The sequence below is a fragment of the Pantoea sp. sgz302252 genome (genome assembly GCF_047713085.1).
GTDB lineage: Bacteria > Pseudomonadota > Gammaproteobacteria > Enterobacterales > Enterobacteriaceae > Scandinavium.
On record NZ_JBLFJW010000007.1, the window covers coordinates 27251 to 50398 of the forward strand.

Genomic DNA, 23148 nt, shown 5'->3' on the forward strand with positions numbered 1-23148 from the left:
GGAGTGGTTGATGAAGCAAAGGGAATTTCGTCAGTGGCTGGCAAGGCAAGGAGCCATCTTCGTTGAAGGCACAAATCACCTGAAGATTTACCTTCATGGCCGTCAATCGGTTATGCCACGGCATCCGGGTAAAGAGCTGAACGAAAAGCTGCGCAAGGCCATCATTAAGCAACTCAATCTGCGCGAGGAATAAACAATGAAATACAAAGTGGTGATTGAGAAAGATGAGGTTGAAGGGGGCTGGTTTGCCTCTTTCCCTCAGATCCCTGAAGCGCTGACCTGTGGTGATACCCGAGAGGAAGCATTGCTGATGGCCAAAGATGCCCTGGTCACAGCGCTGGATTTTTACTTTGAAGATGAGCGTGCGATCCCGCTGCCTGACGCGCTTAAGGCTGAGGATGAGTTTGTCCAGCTCCCGGCCAGCATCACGGCCAAAGTGCTGTTGCTGAATGCCATGCTAAAGAGCGGCACCAGCCAGGCGGAGCTGGCGCGTAAACTGAAAACCCGCCCGCAGGAAGTGACTCGCATCGTGACGCTGGGGCACTCAACCAAAATCGATACCATTGCCGGAGCGTTGTCTGCGCTGGGCTGGCAGTTGGAACTCACTCTTGTAAAACGAGCTTAAAGACAGGCTTTGGCAGGCCGGGGAAGGCGATAGCCGCCACCCGGCGCATCAAGGATTATTCAGAGTAGTAGTTATAAATCCCCGCAGCCATCACCAGCTGCGAAGCGACCTCATACGCTTTTTCGCGTCCGACCAGCAGGTCGATAAGCTTCAGGCCAAAGTCGATGCTTGTTCCCGGCCCCTGGCTGGTCAACAGGTTCACTCGCGGGTCCCAGACTACGCGTTTGTCCTGCCATTGGTCTTCCGGAATAGTGTCTTTCAGCCCCGGGAAACCGGTCATGTTGCCGATGGGGAAGATATCGTGCGGCACTAAAACTGTGCCTGCGGCGGCGCAGATGGCGGCAACAATTCGCCCGGAGCGGTGAAATTGTTTCACCGTTTCAACCAGTAACGTGCTGTCGCGGAAACATTCCGCGCCTTTCAAACCGCCGGGCAGCACAATCGCGTCATAGTCGCCGTCGGCGACCTGAACCAGCGGCGCATCGGCCAGCAGTTTTACGCCACGAGAGCAGACAATCGCCAGTTCGCCATCGCTGGCCACACTCGCCGTGGTGACGCTAATGCCGCCGCGAACCAGCAGATCGATTGTGGTGACGGCTTCTGTCTCTTCACTCCCAGGGGCGAGACAAACCAGCGCTGATGCGCTCATACGCGTTCTCCTTACGTTTAATCAGTTCGAACAGACGGGCGTTTTCCGGCACCGGAATACCGTGCGCCCGGGCCCGTTTCAGCAGGTAACCGCTGATATAGTCTATTTCAGTTTGTCGCTCAGCGCGGACGTCCTGCAACATCGATGAGATGTTGGCGGCCGTGCTGTCGACAACTTGCCAGACGTAATACAGCAAATCTTCCTGCGAGGCATGATGCCCTTCGCGTTGCATCACCGCGGCGACTTCCGCACAAATACGTTCCACTTCTTGTGGATAGTCGCGAAGCTGTCCGTTCGGGCAGTTATAAATCGCGGTCAGCGGGTTAATCACGCAGTTCACGGCCAGCTTTTTCCAGCTCGCATTGCCCATATCGTTATGCCAGGCCACGTCGGGCAGGGCGGCTTGCAACACGTCGGCAAGATGGCTGTATTCCTGCACCATGGTATTCGCCGGGCCAATGTGTGTGATGCCGTTGGCGACATGAATGATCAGGTTTCCATCACGACGCGCCGCCTGGGTGGTCATCCCTATCAGCAGCGGCTGTTTCAGTGATTGCAGCTCTTCCACGGTGCCCATGCCGTTATGAATCAGCAGGATTGGGCAACCCGGCGGCAGTAACGGGGCCAGATTTTTGACGGCAGTAGAAATTTGCCAGGCTTTCAGCGTGACCAGTAAAAGGTCGCTGTGGGCGAGAAACTCAGGGTCGTTGGCGGTCAGCAGTTCGTTGAAGATACTGCCGTCGCGCTGCTGGAGGTTCACGCTGCACCAGGGCGCTGGCACGCGTAACCAACCCTGAACATCGTGGCCTTGCCGGAACAGCGCGGTCAGCCATAATTGTCCAAGGGCGCCGCATCCGAGCACGGTAATCTTCATTATTCCTCCTCACCTGCTTAGGGATCAGGCGTTATGTTACTATTATAGCGCCGACCGCATCCCCGCAGACACAGGTATAACAGGTTGTGTTCTCTGATGTTGCGGGTATTATGCATCGCAACAAAAAGAGAGGGAGAATAAAACATGCCATCTTTCGATATTGTCTCTGAAGTTGATCTTCAGGAAGCCAAAAACGCCGTAGAGAATGCGGCACGTGAAGTCGAATCTCGTTTTGATTTTCGCGGTGTAGAAGCAACCATCGAGCTGAACGAAAAGAACGAGACCATCAAGGTCCTGAGCGAGTCAGATTTCCAGGTGAATCAACTGCTGGATATTCTGCGCGCCAGGCTGCTCAAGCGTGGCATCGAAGGCAACTCCATTGAAGTGCCAGAAGAGTTTGTCCACAGCGGCAAAACCTGGTTCGTGGAAGCGAAGCTGAAAACCGGCATCGAAAGCTCAGTGCAGAAGAAAATCGTTAAGCTGATTAAAGACAGCAAGGCCAAGGTACAGGCGCAGATTCAGGGCGAAGAAATTCGCGTCACCGGTAAATCCCGTGATGACTTGCAGGCTGTCATGGCGCTGGTGCGCGGCGGCAACCTGGGCCAGCCGTTCCAGTTCAAAAACTTCCGCGATTAATTCGGTCGTGATGCGCCTCTGCTCTTTCGAAGCCGAGGCGCTGCTTTTATTCCGCTACTCTTCAACCCGCAGTCCGTAGCTCTTAAATTTCTCCAGCACAATCGCTATCTCTTCATCCGGCAGCACGGGCACATGCTCAGTGACCGCTAACGTTGCCAGATAAAGCTTCGCCAGCACTTCCACTTCCTGGGCCAGCCACAGCGCTTTTTCCAGATTCTGTTCACAGGCGATCAGCCCATGATGTTGAAGCAGAGTCGCTTTACGGTTGCGCATCGCAACGGCAACATGTTCCGACAAGGCTTTCGAACCAAACGTGGCATAAGGCGCACAGGGAATGGAATTTCCCCCGGCCGCGGCAATCATGTAATGAATGGCCGGAATTGGGCGGTTCAGAATCGACACGGCGGTACAGTGAATGGCGTGATTGTGCACCACGGCATTCGCTTCCGGGCGAGTCTGATAAACGGCCTGATGGAAGCGCCATTCGCTTGAGGGCAGTTTGCCCTCTTCGTGGCGGCCTTGCGCATCAACATACACAATGTGGTTTTCGGTGAGTTTTTCGTAAGGAATACCCGTGGGCGTAATCAGCATGCCGTTATCGTAGCGGGCGCTGATGTTGCCCGCCGTGCCCTGATTCAGGCCAAGGCGGGTCATTTCCAGACAGGTTTCGATGATTTCGCGTGACAGTTGTGATCGTTCCATTTCTTTCTCCGGGTGACGCGAGGCAAAAGGAAGCCACTGGAGAAGCGCAGGCCTCTCCAGACAGCGGCATAACAGACGTAATTAACGTTAAGCGCGACGAGCGCGTTTAATCAGTTTCATTTTTACTTTCACGGTTTCATTCACCGGGTCGCCCTTGATGGCGCGCTGCATAATCTCGAACGCCTTTTCGGCCCAGGTATGTTCATCCTGCTGCATCGACCAGACGTTATTGGCCAGAAACCCCAACATGGGGTGTTCGTCGAAGGTACCGATGTTGATGTCAGGCGGCACTTCACCGAACTTGTCGCGAAGGGCTTCAATCGCCCCTTCCAGAACCGGCAACGACGAGGCAATAAAAGCTTCAGGCGCAGGATGGGTATCCAGCAGCTGAGTCATGATTTGATGGCCGCCTTCCGGGGTGTTTTCCGCGCCGCGCTGCACCCAGTCCTGATGCTCAATGCCGTGTTTTTTTAACGCGTTCAGATAACCGGTAAGACGATCGCTGATGCTCGGCAGTTCGGCATCCCCCACCAGGAACCACAGCGGCGATTTGCCTGCGGCCAGTAGCGCTTCGGTGAGTTTCTGCCCACCTTCAGCGTTATGACTTTCGACCAGCGCGTTATCGGTAAATTTAAAATCACGGTCCAGCAACACCAGCGGCTTTTTCACCAACCGTAAATGATGCTGCTGGTTTTCCAGCGAGGTCGGAACAATAAACAGCCCGTCGAGGTTGCGGGCAATCAGCGACTGCACCAGCTTGTTCTCGTAATCAATATCGTTATAGGTACAGCTGATGGTCAGCTGATACCCCGAACGGCGACAGCGAAGCTCCAGTTTTTCAGCAAGCGTGGCGAAGAACACGTTGGAAATGTTCGGCACGATGAGGCCCAGCGTCTCGGTTTTGTTCAGCTTCAGGCTGCGGGCGGAATGATTGAGCACGTAGCCGTAGCGTTCCACGTGCTGGTTAATCCGGCTCTGGGTTTTCACGCTGATCCGGTACTGTTCCGCTTTTCCGCCCAACACCAACCGGACGGTGGTCACCGACAGGTTAAGGTCATTGGCAATTTGTTCCACTGTTTTGGCCATCACTGAGCTCCGCAGGCTTCCATAAAGAAAAACATAGCCGACATCATAGAAGGATTAGGCATCATAGTCGTTATTCATCAGGTGGTTAAGCTGCTGTTGGTGATCCCAAAGGGTCAGGTACACCTGATATTTGCGTTCATGAAACGCCCGGCGGGCCGGGTTCGCCAGTATGGACCGCCCTGGTTGAACCATGGCACCTGCGGCGGCAGACATGTCTGGATACGTACCGCTGGCTACCGCGCCGGTAATGGCGGCACCGAGTGTGACGGCATCTTCTTCCGCCATGAGTTGGATATCGCACCCGGTGACATCGGCATATTCTCGCAGCCACAAAGGATTATGGCTGGCCCCGCCGCACAGCGCGATGCGTTCCACGGTATGCCCGTTTTCACGCATCACTTCCAGAATATGGCGCGTGCCGTAGGCGATGGCCTGAAGGGTGGCCAGATAAAGCCGGGCGAGGGCGCTTTCGCCTTGTTCTACTGTCAGCCCGGAAACCGTACCGCGTGCGTCCGGTCGTGCTCGTGGCGAGCGATTACCGTGATGATCGGCAAGCACATGCAGATTCTGTGTGGGGTCTTTTTCTGCGGCTTCGAGTGCCGCAACCCACTCATTGATGAGTGCGACAGGGTGGCAATCTCGTGCTTTGGCCCTGGCGAACAACTCCGCGCTGGGGTAATGCTCTTTCAGCGTCCAGTCGACCAGGGCGCCTGCCGCGCTTTGTCCGCCTTCGGTTAACCAAAAATCCGGCAGCATCGCTGACCAGTAAGGGCCCCAAACGCCGGGTGTCATTAACGGTTGAGGATGGCTGATCATGTGACAGTTCGAGGTGCCGCTTATCAGGGCGACGGTGCCAGAAGGTTTTGCGGCAGTCAGCGCAACGCCGCCTGCGTGGGCATCAATCATCCCTGTGGCGACAATCACGTCTGTCGACAAACCAAGCTCCGCAGCAGCCTGTGGCGTAAGTTGCCCGGCGCGAGCACCTGGCGGAAGAATACGTGTTGGCACTTTATCCAGCAGCGGCGTGAGCCCAACCGCCGATAGCAAGGAGTCGCTAAAACGGTGTTCGTGCGCCAGATAGTTCCATTTGCAGGTGAGGGTGCACAGGCTGGCGACATCCTCGCCGGTGGCTTTCCAGACCATGAAATCGGCCAGGTCAAAAAAGCGGTGTGCCTGCTCCCAGGTTTGCGGATGGTGATGCTTGAGCCAAAGGACTTTTGGCAGCTCCATTTCGATACTGATTTCACCGCCGACATAGCGTAGCGCCGGGTCGCCGGTACGGTTGAGCTGGTGGGTTTCTTCATCGGCGCGATGATCCATCCACATGATGATGTCATGGTCAGGGCTGCCGTCAGGCGAGACCGACAGCCCTTTTCCCTGGGCATCGATAGCCACCAGTGAACAGGTGGCATCGAAGCCGATGGCGCAAACGTGGGCCGCGTCGATATCGGCAAGCGAGACGCTTTCACGCACGGCCTCGCAGGCATGTCGCCAGATTTCAGCGGACGACTGCTCCACGCGTTTCCCGCCGGGACGAAACTGAGACAGCGGGCGGGTGGCGAAAGCCAGGCGCTTGCCCTGACGGTCGTATATTCCAGCCCGAACGCTGCCTGAGCCGACATCCACACCCACAAAATAGCTGCTAGTCATCTTCATTCCTCAACGGGGATTATCATTATTTTTTACCCAGCGGGTAGAGCAGTTTGTCGACTTCAGGCGTATCGATATTTTTCGCGTTCACATATTTCACCGGAATATCGATTTGCTTCGGCACGCTTTGACCTGCCACGGCTGCATCCAGCGCTTTAAGCCCCTGATAGCCTATCTGGTAAGCATCCTGCACCATAAAGCCCTGAATCACGCCGCTTTTCAGGAACCCAATGATAGCTTCAGTGCTGTCAAACCCGATGACTTTCACTTTGCCCTTCAGGCTCTGGCTGTCGATGGCGTTCGCCACACCCAGTGTAGCCCCTTCATTGGTGGCGTAAATCCCCGCCAGGTCCGGGTTGGCCTGCACCATATCGATAGTCTTATCCATCGCTTTTTGCGGATCGCCATCGCTGTATTGCACCGGCAGTACCTGAATAGTAGGGTACTTCGCTTTCATTTCCGCGGAAAAACCTTCGGAACGTTCGATGGCTGACGTAGTACCGGCAACGTGCGCAATAATCCCGACTTTGCCTTTTCCGCCTACCTGTTCGGCCAGCGCATCGGCAGCCTGTGCCCCGGCTTTGCGGTTGTTGGTGGCGACGAAGCTTGCCGGAATGTCGGATTCCACGCCGGAGTCAAACGTCACGACTTTAATACCACGGCTGTTCGCAGTTTCAACCAGCGGAGCCAAGGCATTCGCGTCGAGTGCCGCCAGCAGCAGGCCATTCGGCTTCTGCGCCATGGTGTTTTCCACCAACTGGATCTGCTCCGCAATCTGCGTTTCATCCGCCGGGCCAACGTAGCTGGTTTTATCGCCCAGCTCTTTTGCCGCAGCTTCGGTTCCCATTTTGACGGTCTGCCAGAATTCATGCTGGAAGCCTTTACTGACCACCGGCAGGGTGTAATCTTTAGCCAGCGCGCTGCTGGTCATCACGGCGACGAGAGAGAGTGCATACAGAAATTGTCTGGTTTTCATTTTTGTACTCCGTACTGAGGGAAGAACCCTGGGCGTCAGGGCAGGTAAGGGTGTCCGGCATCACCGCCGGACGCTGTTTTAACGCATTTTTTTACGCAACGTATCGAGATACACCGCAGCGATAACTACCACGCCCATCGCCACCATCTGCCAGAACTGCGAGACGCCCATCAGGTTGAGGCCGTTTTTCAGCACGCTCATGATGAAGGCGCCGATGATGGTGCCGCCGATGGTGCCGATACCGCCCATCAGGCTGGTGCCGCCAATCACGACGGCAGCGATCGCTTCCAGTTCATAACCCACACCGACAGTCGGCTGGCCGGAATTGAGGCGCGAGGCGAGGATCACGCCTGCGATACCGGTCAGCAGACCGCAGAAGGCGTAAACAAAGATTTTGACCCGGCGTACTTTGATACCGGAAAGGTGTGCCGCCGTTTCATTGCTGCCCACGGCGTAGACATAGCGACCAATGACGGTTTTTTTCAGGATGTATGCGGAGAACAGCGCCACAATCACCAGATAGAACACCGGGTAAGGCAGAACATCAAACAGGCGACCCTGAGCCAGCAGTTTGAACATCGGGTATTCAGAGAAGTAAATGGCGCGCCCGTCGGTCATCACCATGTTGATGCCGCGTACCGACATCATCAGCCCCAGCGTGGCAATAAAAGGGGGGATTGCCGCGCGTGTGACAAGGAACGCGTTGACGTAGCCGCAAAGGCCACCGGCCAACACGCCAGCCAGCACGCACAATGGCAGAGGCAAACCGAAGCCTGCGCAGATGCCCACGACCACGCCGGAAAAGGCCACGACCGAGCCGAGCGACAGGTCGATGCCCGCGGTGATTATCACAAACGTCACGCCGATAGCCATAATGCCAATCACCGAGGTTTGCAGGGCGATGGTCATCAGGTTTTCGGTGTTGAAGAAGAACGGTGAGCTGAAGCTGAAGAACAGCACCAGCAGGATCAGGCTGAACAGCGGCGCCAGACGCATCAGCAGGGCTTTGTTCACTTTCATTTTGTGCTGCTCACTTTTTGCAGGGGTGACAGTGATGCTCATGGTTAATCCTCCAGCGTCGCGTATTGCATGATTTTTTCCTGGGTGGCGCTTTGTGCCTGAACTTCGCCGGTAATTCGGCCACCGCGCATGACCAGAATGCGGTCGCACATGCCTAAGACTTCCGGGAGTTCAGACGAAATCATGATGATGGATTTGCCTTTAGCGACCAGCCGGTTCATTAACTCGTAAATTTCCAGCTTCGCGCCGACGTCGATGCCGCGGGTCGGTTCATCAAAAATCAGGATATCGGTGTCTTTGCAGATCCAGCGGGCAATAATGATTTTTTGTTGATTGCCGCCGCTTAGGTTCAGCGCGGCCTGTTGCAGGTGGGGCGTTTTGATGCGCAGGGCTTTGACTAATTCGCTGCTGGTTTTCTCGCAGGATTTTTCATCCACGTTGCCAAAGCGGCTGCTGAATTCGGGGTAGTTGCCCAGCATGATGTTCTCTTCCACCGACAGCCCGAGCGCCAGCCCCTCTTTTTTACGGTCTTCCGTGAGATAGCTGATGCCCTGACGAATGGCATCGGCGACGTCTTTAATCACGATGTTTTTGCCGTTGAGCGTTAAGGTGCCGCCATCAATCGGGTCGGCACCAAAAATCGCGCGAGCAAGTTCGGTGCGTCCGGCTCCCATCAGCCCTGCAAGGCCAAGAATTTCCCCACGATGCAGCGTGAAACTGATGTCGTTAAGCACCTCTTTGCGCTGCAAATTTTTCACTTCCAGCACCGGCACTTTCTCGGTTTGTGGCGGGCGTTTAGGGTAAATATTGCCCAGATCCCGGCCGACCATCATGGCGATAAGCTCGCTTATCTGCACCGTTTCATACTCGACGGTGGCAATAAACTGGCCGTCGCGCATCACCGTGGCCCGGTCGGCAATCAACGCTAACTCTTCCAGGCGGTGTGAGATATACACAATGCCGGTGCCGCGAGATTTGAGCAGACGCGTGACCTTAAACAGACTTTCGATTTCACTCTCGGTCAGCGCTGCCGTGGGTTCATCCATGATCAGGACTTTGGCGTTAACAGAAATCGCCTTGGCAATTTCCACCATCTGCTGCTGAGCAACGGTTAAATCCGCCACGCGAGTTTGCGGTGAAATCGAAAGATTTAGCTGTGCCAGAATATCGATAACCGCCTGGCGTTGGCTTTTCTCATCCAGCCGCCAGCTCGTGTTCTTACGAAACTCGCGACCGATATAGATATTTTCCTCAACGGTCAGGTCAGGGAAGAGGTTAAATTCCTGATGAATAATGGTGATCCCGGCGTGCTGCGCACTGAGCGGATCGCTGAACGCCACCTTATTATTTTCGAAAACGATCTCGCCTTCATCGGGCTGATAAACGCCAGAGAGAATTTTCATCAGCGTCGATTTTCCGGCACCGTTCTCCCCCAACAGCGCATGCACTTCACCGGGCCGCAGGTTAAAACTGACGTTGCTGAGCGCCAACACACCGGGAAAACGCTTGGTGATGTTGCTCATCTGCAAGAAAGTCTCTGACATCATTAGGTTTTCTCCGGATGTTATCGCAATCACTTTGCAGCTAATTCGAATTAGCTTGTGCTGATAAAAGCTATTTCACGGTGGAATTTTCGCCAAATTATTTGTTTTTAAATTGTGACGCGGTGCAAGCGTATTTGTTTAACATAATGAATTTTAACTATTTATTGTTTTTTAGCTGAAACGAGTTATCTGACGCTGATCGAATTTTGACCTTTGATCGTGAAGGCGTTCACAGATCAACCACAAAGTAGTTGAGCGAAATTTCAAAGCGCTTCTAAGCTAATTCGAGTTAGCAATTTCTTGTTTTCATGCTCAATCGGCCTGCCGGGTCCACCGCGCCGTGCCTGTACGGGCAATAGCCATCACGAGGAGTGAAGATGAAATCGAAAAAACTGTTACCGAGAATTGGCATTCGTCCGGTGATCGACGGGCGTCGGATGGGCATTCGCGAATCGCTGGAAGAGCAGACCATGAACATGGCGAAGGCCACGGCGGCGCTGCTGCAGGAGAAGCTGCGTCACCCTTGTGGCAGCCAGATTGAGTGCGTGATTGCCGATACCTGTATTGCTGGCATGGCGGAGTCTGCCGCCTGTGAGGAAAAATTCTCGGCGCTGAATGTCGGGCTGACCATCACCGTGACGCCTTGCTGGTGTTACGGCAGCGAAACGATTGATATGGACCCGCTGCGACCAAAAGCCATTTGGGGTTTTAACGGCACTGAGCGTCCGGGCGCGGTTTATCTGGCTGCCGCGCTGGCTGCACACAACCAGAAAGGCCTCCCGGCGTTTTCTATTTATGGCCATGAAGTGCAGGACGCGGGGGACACTTCTGTTCCGGCTGATGTGGAAGAAAAACTGCTGCGCTTTGCTCGCGCAGGGCTGGCGGTTGCCAGCATGAAGGGCAAAAGCTATCTGTCACTGGGCGGCACCTCGATGGGGATTGCCGGGTCCATAGTTGATCATAACTTCTTCGAATCGTGGCTGGGGATGAAAGTGCAGGCGGTCGACATGACCGAACTGCGTCGTCGCATGGATAACCAGATTTACGATGAAGAAGAACTGGCGCTGGCGGTGAGCTGGGCGCAAGAGAAATTCCGCTTTGGCGAAGACAAAAATTCCGCCAAATACCGCCGCAGCGAAGAGCAAAATCGCGAAATTCTGCGCGAAAGTTTGCTGATGGCAATTTGCATTCGCGACATGATGCAGGGCAATCCTAAGCTTGCGCAGAAAGGCCGCGAGGAAGAGGCGCTGGGCTACAATGCCATCGTGTCGGGCTTCCAGGGGCAGCGTCACTGGACGGATCAATATCCCAATGGCGACACCGCAGAAGCGCTGCTCAACAGTTCGTTTGACTGGCACGGCGTGCGTCAGCCGTATGTGGTTGCCACGGAAAACGACAGCCTCAACGGCGTGGCGATGCTGTTCGGTCACCTGATGACTGGCACCGCGCAGATTTTTGCCGACGTGCGCACCTTCTGGTCGCCGGAAGCGGTTAAGCGAGTTACCGGGAAAGAGCTCACCGGTCACGCTCAGTACGGCATTATCCATCTGATTAACTCCGGTTCAGCAGCGCTGGACGGCACCGCCCAGCAAACTGATGCTGAAGGTAAACCAACCTTAAAACCGCACTGGGAAATCAGCCAGAAAGAGGCGGACGCCTGTCTGGAAGCCACGCGCTGGTGCCCGGCGGTGCATGAATATTTCCGCGGCGGCGGCTACTCCTCTAATTTCCTGACCCGTGGCGGCGTGCCGTTCACCATGACGCGCGTGAACATCATTAAAGGCATTGGCCCGGTGCTGCAAATTGCTGAAGGCTGGAGCATTGAATTGCCTGCGGATGTGCATAAAACGCTGGATCAACGAACCGATTCCACCTGGCCGACCACCTGGTTTGCGCCACGTCTGACGGGCAACGGCCCGTTCAAAGATGTCTGGTCAGTGATGTCGAACTGGGGCTCCAACCACGGTGTGTTGACGGTCGGGCATGTGGGCGCCGAGTTTGTCACTCTGGCGGCGATGCTGCGTATTCCGGTCTGCATGCACAACCTCGAAGAGGAGCAAGTCTGGCGTCCTACCGCGTGGGCGGCGCACGGCATGGATCTGGAAGGGCAGGATTATCGCGCCTGTCAAAATTACGGCCCGCTGTATAAACGTTAAGGGATGAGAGCGCGGGGTGATGCCTCGCGCTCATCGGGAGGGACGATGAAAGACTGTTTTCTGGTTCTCGATTGCGGGGCGACCAACGTGCGGGCGATAGCACTGGATCCGCAAGGTACGGTCGTCGCACGTGCAAGCATCGCCAATGCCAGTGAGTCTGCAGCTGAAGACTCCACCTGGCACCAGTGGTCGCTGGACGCCATTTTGCAGCGTTTTGCTCATTGTTGCCGGGAAGTTCAGACCCAGCTTATGGGCTACAGAATTGCCGGGTTGACCGTCACCACTTTTGGCGTCGACGGTGCGCTGGCAGATAACGCCGGAAAGTTGCTTTATCCCATCATTAGCTGGAAATGCCCGCGCACAACACCGGTGATGAACACCTTCCTGCAACAGGTTTCCCCTGAGTGGCTGCAAAAAACCAGCGGCGTCGGGCATTTTAGTTTTAACACCCTCTACAAGCTGCTTTGGTTGAAGCAACACCATCCAGATCTGCTGACAAAAGCACACCGCTGGCTGTTTATCTCTTCGTTGATTAATCAACGTTTGACGGGCGAATTCACCACCGACCGCACCATGGCAGGAACCAGCCAACTGCTGTCTCTGCAAAGTGGGGATTTCAGCGCATCCATCCTCGATTTAATGGGGGTTCCCGAGTCGCTCTTTCCGCCGCAGGTCATGCCGGGGGAATGTGTGGGACAATTACTTCCAACGATGGCTGAGTTTCTTGGATTACCGCCTGCTTTACCGGTGATTTCCTGCGGCCACGATACTCAGTTTGCGCTGTATGGCGCAGGGGCGGATATCGATCAGCCTGTGCTTTCTTCCGGCACCTGGGAAATTCTGATGGTACGCAGCCGCACTATCGACAGTCAGAAACTGGCGGCTTGCCCCGGTTCAACCTGCGAACTCGACAGCGAACCCGGCGTGTACAACCCCGGCATGCAGTATCTGGCCTCTGGCGTGCTGGAGTGGTTACGCACGCTGCTGGGCGATGCGCAAACGCCGTGGCAAGACATTGTGGAACAGGCTCGTCACATTCCTGCGGGTTGCGAAGGCGTGAGGATGAATTGTGAGCTGTTAACGCATCCGCAGGCTGGCTGGGAAGGCGTAACTTTAGGCACCACGCGCGGGCATTTGTATCGCGCCGCGCTGGAAGGATTAACGCGCCAGTTGAAAGGCAATCTTGCCCGGCTGGAACAGGCTGCGGGGTTCAGAACACGTGAATTATTGCTGGTGGGCGGGGGAAGCCGCAATACGCTCTGGAATCAGATGAAAGCCGATGCGCTGGGCATTCCGGTGAAGGTGCTGGATGAAGCAGAAACCACCGTGCTTGGCGCTTCTTTTTACGGCTGGAGCGGTGTCGGTTTCTATCCAACTGCCAGCGTCGCACGAGCCGCTGTTGATTACCGCTACCGCGTTTATACACCACAGGAAAACTGACATGCTGAAAACTATCTCGCCTTTGATTTCGCCTGACTTGCTGAAAACGCTGGCCGAAATGGGCCACGGGGATGAAATCATTTTCGCCGATGCGCACTTTCCCGCCCACAGCATCGGGCCACAGGTGATTCGCGCGGATGGCCTGAAAATCGATGCGCTGTTGAAAGCAGTCATTCCGCTGTTTGAACTGGACAGCTATGCTGAGCCCCTGGTGATGATGGCCCCGGTTGCAGGCGATCAGCTTGATAAAAGCGTGGAGGCTCGCTACCAGAAGGCTTTATTTGGTGAAGGTGAGATGACGCCTGTCAGTCGAATCGATCGCTTTGCCTTTTACGAGCGAGCGCAGAAAGCCTTTGCGATTGTCGTCACCGGCGAAACAGCTAAGTATGGGAATATTTTGCTGAAGAAAGGGGTGACGCCGGAGTCGTGATTTTGCCCGGTGGCGCTACGCTGACCGGGCCTACAGATTCAACGAAACCGTAGGCCGGGTAAGGCGAAGCCGCCACCCGGCAATCCAGACGACCGGCAATCAAGCCACCCGGCAATTTGTGAATCAAACGGCTTTGATAACCTGCTCCACTTCAAAGCGGTTGGTCACTTTGCTGTCAATTTTGACATAGGCAGAACGTTCCGCCGCAACCACCAACACTTCTTTCACGCCTTCTTTTGCCAGCAGACGAGTTTTCAACGCTTCGTCTTCGTCTACATCATCCGGAATGGCGACTCGCAGGCTACTGACGTAAGGCGGTTCCTGCATCGTCATGGCGACCAGCAGCCAAACCGTTGCCAGTAACGCACCCATCAAAAAGACGGTTTGTGAATCAAAGATGCCATCAACCCAGCCGCCCAGTGAGCCACCAATCGCCACGCCGAGGAACTGGCTGGTGGAATAGATACCCATCGCGGTGCCTTTGTACCCGGCCGGGGATTCCTTACTGATAAGCGAGGGCAGCAGGGCTTCCATCAGGTTAAACGCCAGGAAGAACAGCTGCACGCCTGCGACCAGCTCCCAGAAGTAAGAACCGGAACCCCACAGCACAATTTCTGCAATCAAAATCAGGGCGATGCACACCAGGAACACGCGCTTCATGCGGCGTTTCACTTCGGCGTAGATGATGAACGGCACGACGGAGACAAACGAAATCAGCATTGTCACCAGATAGATTTTCCAGTGTTCGGCGGCCGGGAAACCTGCGGCTTCGAGCTGGCCGGGCAGGGCGACAAACGTCGACATCAGCAGGATGTGCAGGCACATAATGCCGAAGTTCAGCTTCAGTAGCTTTGGCTCCATCAGCACTTTGCTGAAGCAGCCTTTCACCATGCCAGACTCGCGGTTCAGCACATGGTTTTCGCTGTTGGGCACCACCCAGAGGGTCAGCAGAATACCGAGCGTCGCCAGCCCGGCGATCATCCAAAACAGCGCGTGCAGACCCAGCTTGTGGGTCACTATCGGGCCAAGCACCATCGCGATAGCGAAAGTGACCCCGAAGCTGACGCCGATAAAGGCCATCGCCTTGGTGCGGTTCTGTTCGCGGGTGAGGTCGGAAAGCAGGGCCATAACGGCGGCGGCAATCGCCCCTGAGCCCTGTAATGCCCGGCCAAGAATAATGCCCCAGATGGAATCCGAGAGAGCGGCAATCACGCTGCCGAGGACAAAAATCAGTAAGCCGCCGACAATCAGCGGTTTGCGGCCAATCCGGTCAGAAAGCAGGCCAAACGGGATTTGAAACACAGCCTGAGCCAGACCGTAAATGCCGATAGCCAGGCCAATCAGCGCTTCGCTCGCGCCCTGAAGCGCCATGCCGTAAGTGGTCAGAACGGGCAGAACCATAAACATGCCGAGCATGCGCAGCGAGAATACGGTCCCTAAACCCCAGGTTGCGCGCAGTTCCCCCGGTGTCATTTTAAAATCGTTCATTTCCACCTCAATATAAAAGCAGCGCTTAGTGTAAGGCCGGGGAAGGGCAGGGTAAACAGGCGGTTGATTAGCAAATATTACATTGGGATTTTATTGATAACATGAATAAAAAAGGGTGCCGAAGCACCCTTTTATAGAGGCGATACGCTCAATCAATTTTTGATCGAGAAAATGGCACCCATCATAAAATCAGGAAAATCAATTTATTGATTTTCGGCTGCTAACTAAAAATAAGGAAAAACCACGCTTTTTCCTTATTTTTCATAATGTAAAGGGTGCCGAAGCACCCTTTTATTCATTTCGTCCGGTTTACCAGAGGTAAGCCAGCACAGAATGAGAATCCGGCACCATAAAGTCGACGGACATCATCACGGAAAGGGCAGTGATCGCGATGATAGAGAAGCCAAACAGCTTGCGCGCCCAGATTCTGTCATCGGCCACTTTGTATCCGCGTAATGCCATGCCAAGCCACCAGACGCTGACCGCTGCCGCGACAATCAGGTATTTATAGCCTGCATAGCCGCCGAGGGTGAGCATCAGGGTCGCCACAGCAAAGGCGATGATGTAGAGCGTGATGTGGTTTTTGGCAACGGAGATCCCTTTCACCACCGGCAGAACCGGGATGTTCGCCGCCTGATAATCCTTAAAGCGGAAAATCGCGATGGCGTAGGAGTGAGGCATTTGCCACAGGCTGAAGATAGCCAGCAGAATAGCCGCACCGCTGTCAAAGTTACCGGTGACGGCACAGTAGCCAATCACCGGCGGCGCTGCGCCTGACAGGGATCCAATCAGCGTGCCGTACACGGAGTTGCGCTTCATGTACAGGCTGTAAACGCCAACATAAACCACGAACCCCATCACGCCAAGCCAGCAGGCCAGCGGGTTAGCGCCGAACCACAGCAGCGCGAAGCCAGCAATACCCAACAGAGTGGCATACGCCAGCGAAACGTTCGCAGAAATCAGGCCTTTGACCAGCACCCGATTTTTGGTTCGTTCCATCTTCTTGTCGATATCCCTGTCGATGTAGTTGTTGAATACACAACCGGATGCAACGACCAGGGACACGCCGATCAGGGTGGAGATAAACAGCGGGTAATCGATGTGGCCTTTGGAGGCCAACAGGAATCCGCCGATCACCGAGATCAGGTTACCGAAGATGATGCCGGGTTTTGTAACTTGCAGGTATTGCTTAATCATACTCGCCGCTCTTATCGAACCATCATGTTGTAGTTAAGGTTCCACATGATCCAGATGGAGCCTATCACCACAATGGCGATGATCAGTACAGTAAAGATGAAGGCCGTCAGGTTCCAGCCCTCATCAGACTTGCTGTTCATGTGCAGGAAGCACACCAGATGCACCAGAATCTGCACCACAGCGGTCAACAGCACAGTGCCAATCAGCACAACGTGGGACGCAGAGCCGTTCATCACCATCGCAAACGGGATAGCCGTCAGGATGATCGACAGGATAAACCCTGTCATGTAAGTTTTTACGCTGCCGTGAGACGCGCCATGATCGGTTGAATGACTCATTACATCGCCCCCATCAGATAAACTACAGAGAACACGCAGATCCACACGACGTCCAGGAAGTGCCAGAACAGGCTCAGGCACAGGATACGAGTACGGTTAGTGCTGGTCAGGCCGCGACGGCTAATCTGGAACATCAGTACCGCCATCCAGATAAGACCAGAGGTCACGTGCAGACCGTGAGTCCCGACCAGCGCGAAGAACGCGGACAGGAAGCCACTGCGATCCGGACCCATACCTTCTACGATCAGGTGATGGAATTCATAGATTTCCATCGCGATGAAGCCTGCACCGAACAGCCAGGTCAACGCCAGCCAGGCGATAACCTGGCTCTTGTTGTTCTTATACATGGCGATCGCCGCCATGCCATAAGTGATGGAGCTGAACAGCAGCAGAGCCGTCTCAACCAGAACGAACGGCAGCTCGAAAATGTCCTTCCCTGCCGGGCCACCGGCGGTGTTGTTAACCAACACCGCGTAGGTCGCGAACAGAATGGAGAACAGAACGCAGTCGCTCATCAGGTAGATCCAGAAGCCGAAGACTTTGGTCGGCCCTGAATCGTGATGCCCATGGTCGTGCGCGTGGGCGTGCGCGTTAGTCAGAGTATCAGTTGCCATTTTTCAGCCCTGCCTTAGAGATCTCATCGAAATGCTGATTTTCCAGTTTTTCGATTTCTGCTACCGGCACGTAGTAATCCACGTCCTCGTCGAAGCTTTTCACAATCCAGCTAATAACGATGCCGAGGAAGCCAACAATCGCCATCCACCAGATATGCCAGATCATGGCAAAACCGAATACCGTAGCGAAGGCGGCAATCACGATGCCCGCACCGCTGTTTTTCGGCATATGGATTTCTTCATAGCTCGCAGGTTGCTTGTACGCTTCGCCTTTCTCTTTCATTTCCCAGAATGCGTCACGCTCATGAATCTGCGGCACAATGGCAAAGTTATAGAACGGAGGCGGAGAAGAGGTTGCCCACTCCAGCGTACGCGCGCCCCACGGGTCACCGGTCAGGTCACGGTTCTGCTCGCGGTCGCGAATAGACACGTAGTACTGAATCAGCTGGCACGCGATACCACAGGCAATCAGCGCTGCACCACAGGCTGCAACAACCAGCATAGGGTGGAACTGCGGATCAATCTGCTGGCTCAGGCGACGGGTCATCCCCATGAAGCCCAGCACGTACAGCGGCATAAAGGCCACGAAGAAGCCGATTATCCAGAACCAGAAGGCGCGTTTGCCCCAGGTCTCGTTCAGGGTGAAGCCAAAGGCTTTCGGCCACCAGTAGGTGATACCCGCGAAGCAACCGAACACCACACCACCGATAATCACGTTATGGAAGTGGGCAATCAGGAACAGGCTGTTGTGCAGCACGAAGTCCGCACCCGGCACCGCCAGCAGAACGCCAGTCATACCGCCGACCGAGAAGGTCACGATAAAACCGATGGTCCACAGCATCGCAGAATGGAACACGATCCGGCCCTGATACATGGTGAACAGCCAGTTGAAGATCTTAACCCCGGTAGGGATCGCGATAATCATGGTCGCAATACCGAAGAAGGCGTTTACGTTCGCGCCTGCACCCATGGTGAAGAAGTGGTGCAACCAAACGATGAACGACAGAACGGTAATACAGACGGTGGCCCACACCAGTGAGGTGTAACCAAACAGACGCTTACGGGAGAAGGTGGCCGCCACTTCGGAGAACACACCAAACACCGGCAGCACCAGAATGTACACTTCCGGATGGCCCCAGGCCCAGATCAGGTTGATGTACATCATCATGTTGCCGCCCATTTCATTAGTGAAGAAATGGGTACCGATATAACGGTCAAGGGTCAGCAGCGCGATGGTGACAGTCAGGATGGGGAAGGAGGCAATAATCAGGACGTTAGCGCACAGAGAAGCCCAGGTGAAAACAGGCATCTTGAACATGGTCATGCCAGGCGCACGCATCTTGATGATGGTCACAAAGAAGTTGATCCCGGTCAGCGTCGTACCGATACCGGAGAGCTGAAGGGCCCAAATCCAGTAATCGACCCCTACGCCCGGACTGTACTCAATGCCCGACAGCGGTGGATAGGCCAGCCAGCCGGTCTGCGCGAATTCGCCCACACCGAGAGACAGGTTAACCAGGATAACGCCGACGACAGTGAACCAGAAGCTCAGGTTGTTCAGGAACGGGAACGCAACGTCGCGCGCGCCGATCTGCAGTGGAACAACCACGTTCATCAGGCCGATAACCAGCGGCATCGCCACGAAGAAGATCATGATAACGCCGTGTGCGGTAAAGATCTGATCGTAGTGGTGCGGTGGCAAGAAGCCTGCTTCACCGGCTGAGGCAAGGACCTGCTGGCTACGCATCATGATGGCGTCAGCAAAGCCACGAATCAGCATCACGATACCGACGATGCAGTACATGATACCGAGCTTTTTATGGTCGACAGACGTCAGCCACTCTTTCCACAGGTAGGTCCACTTACCGAAGTAAGTGATCAAGCCCAGTAAGGCTGCCCCACCGATGATAATGGCAGCCACCGTAACCACGATAATGGGTTCGTGGTAGGGCACTGCATCCAGTGTTAATTTTCCGAACATCGTTTCTTCCTCGGCCCCTTAGTGAGCGGTTTCCGCGTGACTCATGTCCATGCCTTCCATCCCTTCGTGTGAGGCGTGCTCACCGGCAGGTTGGCTCATGTCCATGTGACCGTGACCCATGAATTTGTTAATCACATCTTTGAACAAATCAGGTTGCACGCTGGAGAAGTATTCCACCTTGTTGTATTCGCTCGGTGCGGCCAGTTTGTCATACGCAGCCATGTCGTTCAGGGTGCTCTGAGACTGTTTCACTTTCGCGACCCACTGATCGAAACCCGCGCGATCAGGTGTGGCAATGGCTTTGAACTTCATTCCAGAGAAGCCCGGGCCACTGTAGCTGGCGGAGATACCGTCGTAGGTGCCTGCTTCATTGGCGATCAGGTGCAGGTTAGTCTGCATACCGGCCATCGCATAAATCTGGCTACCCAAACGCGGGATAAAGAACGAGTTCATCACGGAGTTGGAGGTGACTTTGAACTGGACTGGCACGTTCGCCGGGAAGGCGATTTCGTTAACAGTCGCAATACCCTGTTCCGGATAAATGAAGAACCATTTCCAGTCCATGGAGACCACTTCGATGGTCATTGGTTTTTCGTCATGGGCCAGCGGTTTGCCAGGCTCAAGCGCGTGAGTGGTCTTCCAGGTGAGAACGGCAAGGAACAGGATGATAAGAATAGGCACTGTCCAGACCACAGCTTCCACTTTATTGGAGTGTGACCAGTTAGGGCTATACTTCGCATCTTTATTGCTCGCACGGTACTTCCAGGCGAAACCAACTGCCATCAAGATGGCGGGAATAACGACAATCAACATCAGGCCAAAAGCCGTCAGTATCAAAGAACGTTGCTCCAGTCCAATCTGTCCTTTGGGGTCAAGTAGCGCAGAATCACAGCCACTGAGTAATACAGTGCCTGCGAGTAATGACAACCATCCCAAACTTTTATTGTATTTCCTGAGTCTCATTAACGACCTCAATTCCACGGGATCTGGTGGCGTTTAAAGTGTGGGGGCATTTTACGGGAAGGTTACATTACTGTAAACATGATTGGAGAAGTGTCTTTGGGCTGTTACTGGGTTCTGCCGGGGCTGTCACAGATGTTACCGATTATGTCTAAAATCCAGGCAGATAGCGCATTCGCGCGGCGTTATAACTAAACGGGGTTGAATAATCTGGTTTCTGGAGCTTGGGCTATAAATGGCGCCAAAAACAAACAAATAATTAACAATAAATTATCAAACAAACGACAATGAAAAAACAATAAAATAAATGGCCTCAAGCTGAATCGGTTAAGGGAATAAGCCGAAATGCGAAAAGCGCCAGTAATTTCCGAAATTAGATAACGCACAAAATAACAATCGAAAAAAGTGAATGACTGACGGCCGTTATAATTACCCGAGGTGATTACAACGGCTGCTTTGCTTATTTATTGTTCAGGCAAGGCGTGTTTTCCGTAATGCCAGCGCATCCAAAAGGCCGCCAAAGACAATGCCGCCAATGGCAATAAAAGCGCCGACTTCCAGCATGTCGGTGAGGAAGGAGAAGTTGGTCAGATCCAGGGCGTTCAACACCAGCAGCAGAAGCCAGACGGCCAGGACAAGACAGCCCAGGGTCAGAACCAACAACGCCAATGAATAGGCCGATTTAAATTCCGTGCGTGGCATAAAGCTTTCTGTTTGCCAGGTGTATTCCAGCGTCTGACGACACAGCAGCAGCAGTAAAATACCGGGAACGGCGGCAACGACAGAGAACATATAGAAGGTTGGCCAGCCGTGCGCTTCCACAAACCAACCGGCAATTGGGCCGACATAGACACGCCCAACGGCAGACAGGGCAGAAAGCAGGGCAAACTGTGTTGCAGAAAACGACTTGTTGCAGAGGGTCATTAATAAGGCAACAAACGCCGAGGTGCCCATCCCGCCGCACAGGTTTTCGAAGAAGACGGCGCTGCCCATGCTGAACATGCTCTTATCGGTGACCGACAGCAGCCAGTAACCCGCGTTCGATGCGCCCTGCAAAATACCGAAAATCAGCAAAGCCCTGAACAGCGACAGACGTTGCATTAACACCCCGCCGTACAGCGCGCCGAGGATGGTGGCAAACAGCCCCAACGTTTTATTCACCACGCCCACTTCACCGGCATCAAAGCCGACGCCGCGGATCAGGAATGTGGTGGTCAGACTCATGGCAAACGCATCGCCCAACTTATAAAGGACGATCAGCAGCAGAATCAGCCAGGCGTTATTGCGGCCAAAGAAATCCAGCAGTGGCTCAGCCACAGCTTGTTCCAGCGTTTTCGGGGCAGGAATAACGTCGCTGGGTTCCGGCGCCATTAAGGTGGCGATGATGCAAGGGATCATCAGCGCGGCCATCAGCCAGTACATCGCTTGCCAGCCAAGCCATTGATCGGCCAACCACAGCGCCAGGCCGCCAGAAACCAGCATCGCCAGGCGATAACCCAGCACGCTAATCGCCGCGCCCGTGCCACGCTCTTCTGGTGGCAGCACATCCGTTTTCCAGGCATCGAACACGATATCCTGCGAGGCAGAACAGAAAGCTATCACTACCGCCAGCGCGGCCATCCAGCGTAACTGACTCGACGGTTCGAGAAAGCCCATCGCAGCAATGGCTACCAGCAACAGCACCTGAGTCGTTAATAACCAACCGCGACGACGGCCAAGAAACGGCGGCGTGTAGCGGTCCATCATCGGTGACCACAGGAATTTAAAGACGTAGGCCTGGCCGACGAGCGAGAAGAAACCGATGGTTTTGAGATCGATGTTCTCGACGGTCATCCACGCCTGAAGCGTGCCGGACGTCAACGCCAGAGGCAGGCCAGAGGCGAAGCCGAGGATCAGCAGAATGGCTGATTTAGGTTGCTGGAAGATGCGCAGGTAGTGATTTGACATGGGCTTTAGATGACTGACCCGGCCGGAGCCGGGTCAGTCATCAACTTAACGAGCGTTTTGCTTGATGAAGTCGTGAACGCTGGTGTCCTGCGCCATGTCGGAAATGGTATCCGTCAGCACGCTGTTCACCGCATTAGCGATGTTCTGGTTATTGGCGGTGAATGCGCCTTCAACCTGGTAGCTCGCGCGATAGTTCTTAGTCATCTTGTTACCGTTCTTCGCGGTGGCGATGATGGCGATGTCTGCTTTGGTCGCGATGTTGTAGCGAACGTTGCCCTGAGACACGTCAGCGTACAGGTTGTTAACGATGACTTGCAGATCAACGGCACCGTTCGGGCCAATCATGTAGCCACGGGCGGTCATTTGTTTCTCAAGCACTTCCTGCAGCAGGAAACGCAGATCGCGGGAAGCGGTCAGGGTCACCAGCTGGTTATCACGGGTCACTTTCGCCAGCGCCTGGTCCTGACGCTGATCGGCGCCATTGATGCTGACGGTCACGCCCATCAGGCTTGGATCCTGTGAAGGCAGGGTAATTTTAGGCGATACGTCAATGGTGGTTTGCGGCTTGGCACAACCGGCCAGCATAAACATCGCAACCAACGGGAAGAGGATTTTTTTTAACATGTCTTGGCTCTCAGCGTCACTGTTGTTCAACGGGCAAAATTTTCTACGGAGAAAAATTCCCGCCATCATAACATCGCCATCAGAGAGGGGAAGTGGGCAATGCATGTAAATTCATCGTGTTGAGTGATTTCTGCGCACAGGCACAATTTCCTGCCGATTTTTGCGAGGATTCGGAGGGCATTGAAAGCAAACTTCATCCCTTTGCGTGAGA

The 23148-nt window shown here is 54.5% G+C and carries 22 protein-coding genes; 6 read left to right on the top strand and 16 right to left on the bottom strand.

The features are described 5' to 3' along the window. The first annotated feature begins 10 nt into the window (after positions 1 to 10). Positions 11 to 193 carry a type II toxin-antitoxin system HicA family toxin gene (locus ACLW56_RS07135; protein WP_330983098.1) on the top strand — a complete coding sequence of 61 codons (183 nt, stop codon included), beginning with the start codon at positions 11 to 13 and terminating at the stop codon, positions 191 to 193. Positions 194 to 196: 3 nt separating this feature from the next. Then, the gene (locus ACLW56_RS07140; RefSeq protein ID WP_330983099.1) at positions 197 to 625 is read left to right on the top strand and encodes a type II toxin-antitoxin system HicB family antitoxin; all 429 of its coding nucleotides are present in this window, start codon (positions 197 to 199) and stop codon (positions 623 to 625) included. A 55-nt stretch (positions 626 to 680) separates the two neighbouring features. On the opposite strand, the gene yajL is transcribed toward ACLW56_RS07140, so the two are convergent. Beyond that, positions 681 to 1274: a protein deglycase YajL gene (gene yajL, locus ACLW56_RS07145; protein WP_330983100.1), complete on the bottom strand. Its 594-nt coding sequence runs from the start codon at positions 1272 to 1274 to the stop codon at positions 681 to 683. After that, positions 1234 to 2148: a 2-dehydropantoate 2-reductase gene (panE, locus tag ACLW56_RS07150; RefSeq protein WP_330983101.1), complete on the bottom strand. Its 915-nt coding sequence runs from the start codon at positions 2146 to 2148 to the stop codon at positions 1234 to 1236. The genes yajL and panE overlap by 41 nt, the downstream gene beginning before the upstream one ends. 144 nt (positions 2149 to 2292) lie before the next feature. Between panE and ACLW56_RS07155 the strand changes: the two genes are divergently transcribed. Further along, complete coding sequence (locus ACLW56_RS07155) at positions 2293 to 2784, top strand: YajQ family cyclic di-GMP-binding protein (RefSeq protein ID WP_330983102.1); 492 nt, start codon at positions 2293 to 2295, stop codon at positions 2782 to 2784. Positions 2785 to 2838: 54 nt separating this feature from the next. Here ACLW56_RS07155 and fucA read toward each other — a convergent pair whose 3' ends face one another. The 6 genes from fucA to ACLW56_RS07185 all read right to left on the bottom strand — a co-directional run bounded on the left by fucA (position 2839) and on the right by ACLW56_RS07185 (position 9762). Next, positions 2839 to 3486, bottom strand: a complete 648-nt coding sequence (gene fucA, locus ACLW56_RS07160; RefSeq protein WP_330983103.1) for an L-fuculose-phosphate aldolase — start codon at positions 3484 to 3486, stop codon at positions 2839 to 2841. A gap of 87 nt (positions 3487 to 3573) precedes the next feature. Further along, positions 3574 to 4572, bottom strand: a complete 999-nt coding sequence (locus tag ACLW56_RS07165) for a LacI family DNA-binding transcriptional regulator (RefSeq protein ID WP_330983104.1) — start codon at positions 4570 to 4572, stop codon at positions 3574 to 3576. A 54-nt stretch (positions 4573 to 4626) separates the two neighbouring features. Then, positions 4627 to 6222: an FGGY-family carbohydrate kinase gene (locus tag ACLW56_RS07170; RefSeq protein WP_330983105.1), complete on the bottom strand. Its 1596-nt coding sequence runs from the start codon at positions 6220 to 6222 to the stop codon at positions 4627 to 4629. 25 nt (positions 6223 to 6247) lie between these two features. Next, positions 6248 to 7198 (bottom strand): ABC transporter substrate-binding protein, encoded by a 951-nt coding sequence (locus ACLW56_RS07175; protein WP_330983106.1) that lies wholly within the window; start codon positions 7196 to 7198, stop codon positions 6248 to 6250. Positions 7199 to 7276: 78 nt separating this feature from the next. Then, complete coding sequence (locus ACLW56_RS07180) at positions 7277 to 8260, bottom strand: ABC transporter permease (protein WP_330983107.1); 984 nt, start codon at positions 8258 to 8260, stop codon at positions 7277 to 7279. Between the two features lie 2 nt (positions 8261 to 8262). Next, the gene (locus tag ACLW56_RS07185; protein ID WP_330983108.1) at positions 8263 to 9762 is read right to left on the bottom strand and encodes a sugar ABC transporter ATP-binding protein; all 1500 of its coding nucleotides are present in this window, start codon (positions 9760 to 9762) and stop codon (positions 8263 to 8265) included. A 377-nt stretch (positions 9763 to 10139) separates the two neighbouring features. Here ACLW56_RS07185 and ACLW56_RS07190 point away from each other — a divergent pair, with 377 nt between their 5' ends. Genes ACLW56_RS07190 through fucU form a run of 3 tightly spaced genes read left to right on the top strand, consistent with a single transcriptional unit; the run spans position 10140 to position 13788 of the window. Next, positions 10140 to 11918 carry an L-fucose isomerase gene (locus ACLW56_RS07190; RefSeq protein WP_330983109.1) on the top strand — a complete coding sequence of 593 codons (1779 nt, stop codon included), beginning with the start codon at positions 10140 to 10142 and terminating at the stop codon, positions 11916 to 11918. Between the two features lie 45 nt (positions 11919 to 11963). Next, positions 11964 to 13358, top strand: coding sequence for an L-fuculokinase (fucK, locus tag ACLW56_RS07195; protein ID WP_330983110.1), 1395 nt, complete (start codon positions 11964 to 11966; stop codon positions 13356 to 13358). Between the two features lies 1 nt (position 13359). Then, positions 13360 to 13788 (top strand): L-fucose mutarotase, encoded by a 429-nt coding sequence (fucU, locus tag ACLW56_RS07200; protein ID WP_330983111.1) that lies wholly within the window; start codon positions 13360 to 13362, stop codon positions 13786 to 13788. Between the two features lie 123 nt (positions 13789 to 13911). Here the strand turns inward: fucU and ACLW56_RS07205 are convergent, their stop codons facing one another. The 8 genes from ACLW56_RS07205 to ACLW56_RS07240 form a co-directional block, all read right to left on the bottom strand. Next, positions 13912 to 15276, bottom strand: a complete 1365-nt coding sequence (locus ACLW56_RS07205) for an MFS transporter (protein ID WP_330983112.1) — start codon at positions 15274 to 15276, stop codon at positions 13912 to 13914. Positions 15277 to 15585: 309 nt separating this feature from the next. Beyond that, positions 15586 to 16473 (bottom strand): heme o synthase, encoded by an 888-nt coding sequence (gene cyoE / locus ACLW56_RS07210; protein ID WP_330983113.1) that lies wholly within the window; start codon positions 16471 to 16473, stop codon positions 15586 to 15588. Between the two features lie 11 nt (positions 16474 to 16484). Then, positions 16485 to 16811: a cytochrome o ubiquinol oxidase subunit IV gene (locus ACLW56_RS07215; protein ID WP_330983114.1), complete on the bottom strand. Its 327-nt coding sequence runs from the start codon at positions 16809 to 16811 to the stop codon at positions 16485 to 16487. After that, positions 16811 to 17425 carry a cytochrome o ubiquinol oxidase subunit III gene (locus ACLW56_RS07220; RefSeq protein ID WP_330983115.1) on the bottom strand — a complete coding sequence of 205 codons (615 nt, stop codon included), beginning with the start codon at positions 17423 to 17425 and terminating at the stop codon, positions 16811 to 16813. Before ACLW56_RS07220 ends, ACLW56_RS07215 begins: the two co-directional genes overlap by 1 nt. After that, a complete protein-coding gene (gene cyoB / locus ACLW56_RS07225) occupies positions 17415 to 19406 on the bottom strand; it encodes a cytochrome o ubiquinol oxidase subunit I (protein WP_330983116.1) in 1992 nt (663 codons plus the stop codon). The genes ACLW56_RS07220 and cyoB overlap by 11 nt, the downstream gene beginning before the upstream one ends. A gap of 18 nt (positions 19407 to 19424) precedes the next feature. Further along, on the bottom strand, positions 19425 to 20369 hold the full coding sequence (gene cyoA, locus ACLW56_RS07230; protein ID WP_330983117.1) for a cytochrome o ubiquinol oxidase subunit II: 945 nt from the start codon (positions 20367 to 20369) through the stop codon (positions 19425 to 19427). A 468-nt stretch (positions 20370 to 20837) separates the two neighbouring features. Next, on the bottom strand, positions 20838 to 22313 hold the full coding sequence (gene ampG, locus ACLW56_RS07235) for a muropeptide MFS transporter AmpG (RefSeq protein WP_330983118.1): 1476 nt from the start codon (positions 22311 to 22313) through the stop codon (positions 20838 to 20840). 45 nt (positions 22314 to 22358) lie between these two features. Next, positions 22359 to 22937 carry a lipoprotein gene (locus tag ACLW56_RS07240; RefSeq protein ID WP_330983119.1) on the bottom strand — a complete coding sequence of 193 codons (579 nt, stop codon included), beginning with the start codon at positions 22935 to 22937 and terminating at the stop codon, positions 22359 to 22361. Positions 22938 to 23148: the final 211 nt, after the last annotated feature.

Bases quoted from the DNA above. Each gene is read 5' to 3' on its own strand.
- ACLW56_RS07135 (WP_330983098.1), top strand. From the start codon at position 11: ATGAAGCAAAGGGAATTTCGTCAGTGGCTGGCAAGGCAAGGAGCCATC.
- ACLW56_RS07140 (WP_330983099.1), top strand. From the start codon at position 197: ATGAAATACAAAGTGGTGATTGAGAAAGATGAGGTTGAAGGGGGCTGG.
- yajL (WP_330983100.1), bottom strand. From the start codon at position 1,274: ATGAGCGCATCAGCGCTGGTTTGTCTCGCCCCTGGGAGTGAAGAGACA.
- panE (WP_330983101.1), bottom strand. From the start codon at position 2,148: ATGAAGATTACCGTGCTCGGATGCGGCGCCCTTGGACAATTATGGCTG.
- ACLW56_RS07155 (WP_330983102.1), top strand. From the start codon at position 2,293: ATGCCATCTTTCGATATTGTCTCTGAAGTTGATCTTCAGGAAGCCAAA.
- fucA (WP_330983103.1), bottom strand. From the start codon at position 3,486: ATGGAACGATCACAACTGTCACGCGAAATCATCGAAACCTGTCTGGAA.
- ACLW56_RS07165 (WP_330983104.1), bottom strand. From the start codon at position 4,572: ATGGCCAAAACAGTGGAACAAATTGCCAATGACCTTAACCTGTCGGTG.
- ACLW56_RS07170 (WP_330983105.1), bottom strand. From the start codon at position 6,222: ATGACTAGCAGCTATTTTGTGGGTGTGGATGTCGGCTCAGGCAGCGTT.
- ACLW56_RS07175 (WP_330983106.1), bottom strand. From the start codon at position 7,198: ATGAAAACCAGACAATTTCTGTATGCACTCTCTCTCGTCGCCGTGATG.
- ACLW56_RS07180 (WP_330983107.1), bottom strand. From the start codon at position 8,260: ATGAGCATCACTGTCACCCCTGCAAAAAGTGAGCAGCACAAAATGAAA.
- ACLW56_RS07185 (WP_330983108.1), bottom strand. From the start codon at position 9,762: ATGTCAGAGACTTTCTTGCAGATGAGCAACATCACCAAGCGTTTTCCC.
- ACLW56_RS07190 (WP_330983109.1), top strand. From the start codon at position 10,140: ATGAAATCGAAAAAACTGTTACCGAGAATTGGCATTCGTCCGGTGATC.
- fucK (WP_330983110.1), top strand. From the start codon at position 11,964: ATGAAAGACTGTTTTCTGGTTCTCGATTGCGGGGCGACCAACGTGCGG.
- fucU (WP_330983111.1), top strand. From the start codon at position 13,360: ATGCTGAAAACTATCTCGCCTTTGATTTCGCCTGACTTGCTGAAAACG.
- ACLW56_RS07205 (WP_330983112.1), bottom strand. From the start codon at position 15,276: ATGAACGATTTTAAAATGACACCGGGGGAACTGCGCGCAACCTGGGGT.
- cyoE (WP_330983113.1), bottom strand. From the start codon at position 16,473: ATGATTAAGCAATACCTGCAAGTTACAAAACCCGGCATCATCTTCGGT.
- ACLW56_RS07215 (WP_330983114.1), bottom strand. From the start codon at position 16,811: ATGAGTCATTCAACCGATCATGGCGCGTCTCACGGCAGCGTAAAAACT.
- ACLW56_RS07220 (WP_330983115.1), bottom strand. From the start codon at position 17,425: ATGGCAACTGATACTCTGACTAACGCGCACGCCCACGCGCACGACCAT.
- cyoB (WP_330983116.1), bottom strand. From the start codon at position 19,406: ATGTTCGGAAAATTAACACTGGATGCAGTGCCCTACCACGAACCCATT.
- cyoA (WP_330983117.1), bottom strand. From the start codon at position 20,369: ATGAGACTCAGGAAATACAATAAAAGTTTGGGATGGTTGTCATTACTC.
- ampG (WP_330983118.1), bottom strand. From the start codon at position 22,313: ATGTCAAATCACTACCTGCGCATCTTCCAGCAACCTAAATCAGCCATT.
- ACLW56_RS07240 (WP_330983119.1), bottom strand. From the start codon at position 22,937: ATGTTAAAAAAAATCCTCTTCCCGTTGGTTGCGATGTTTATGCTGGCC.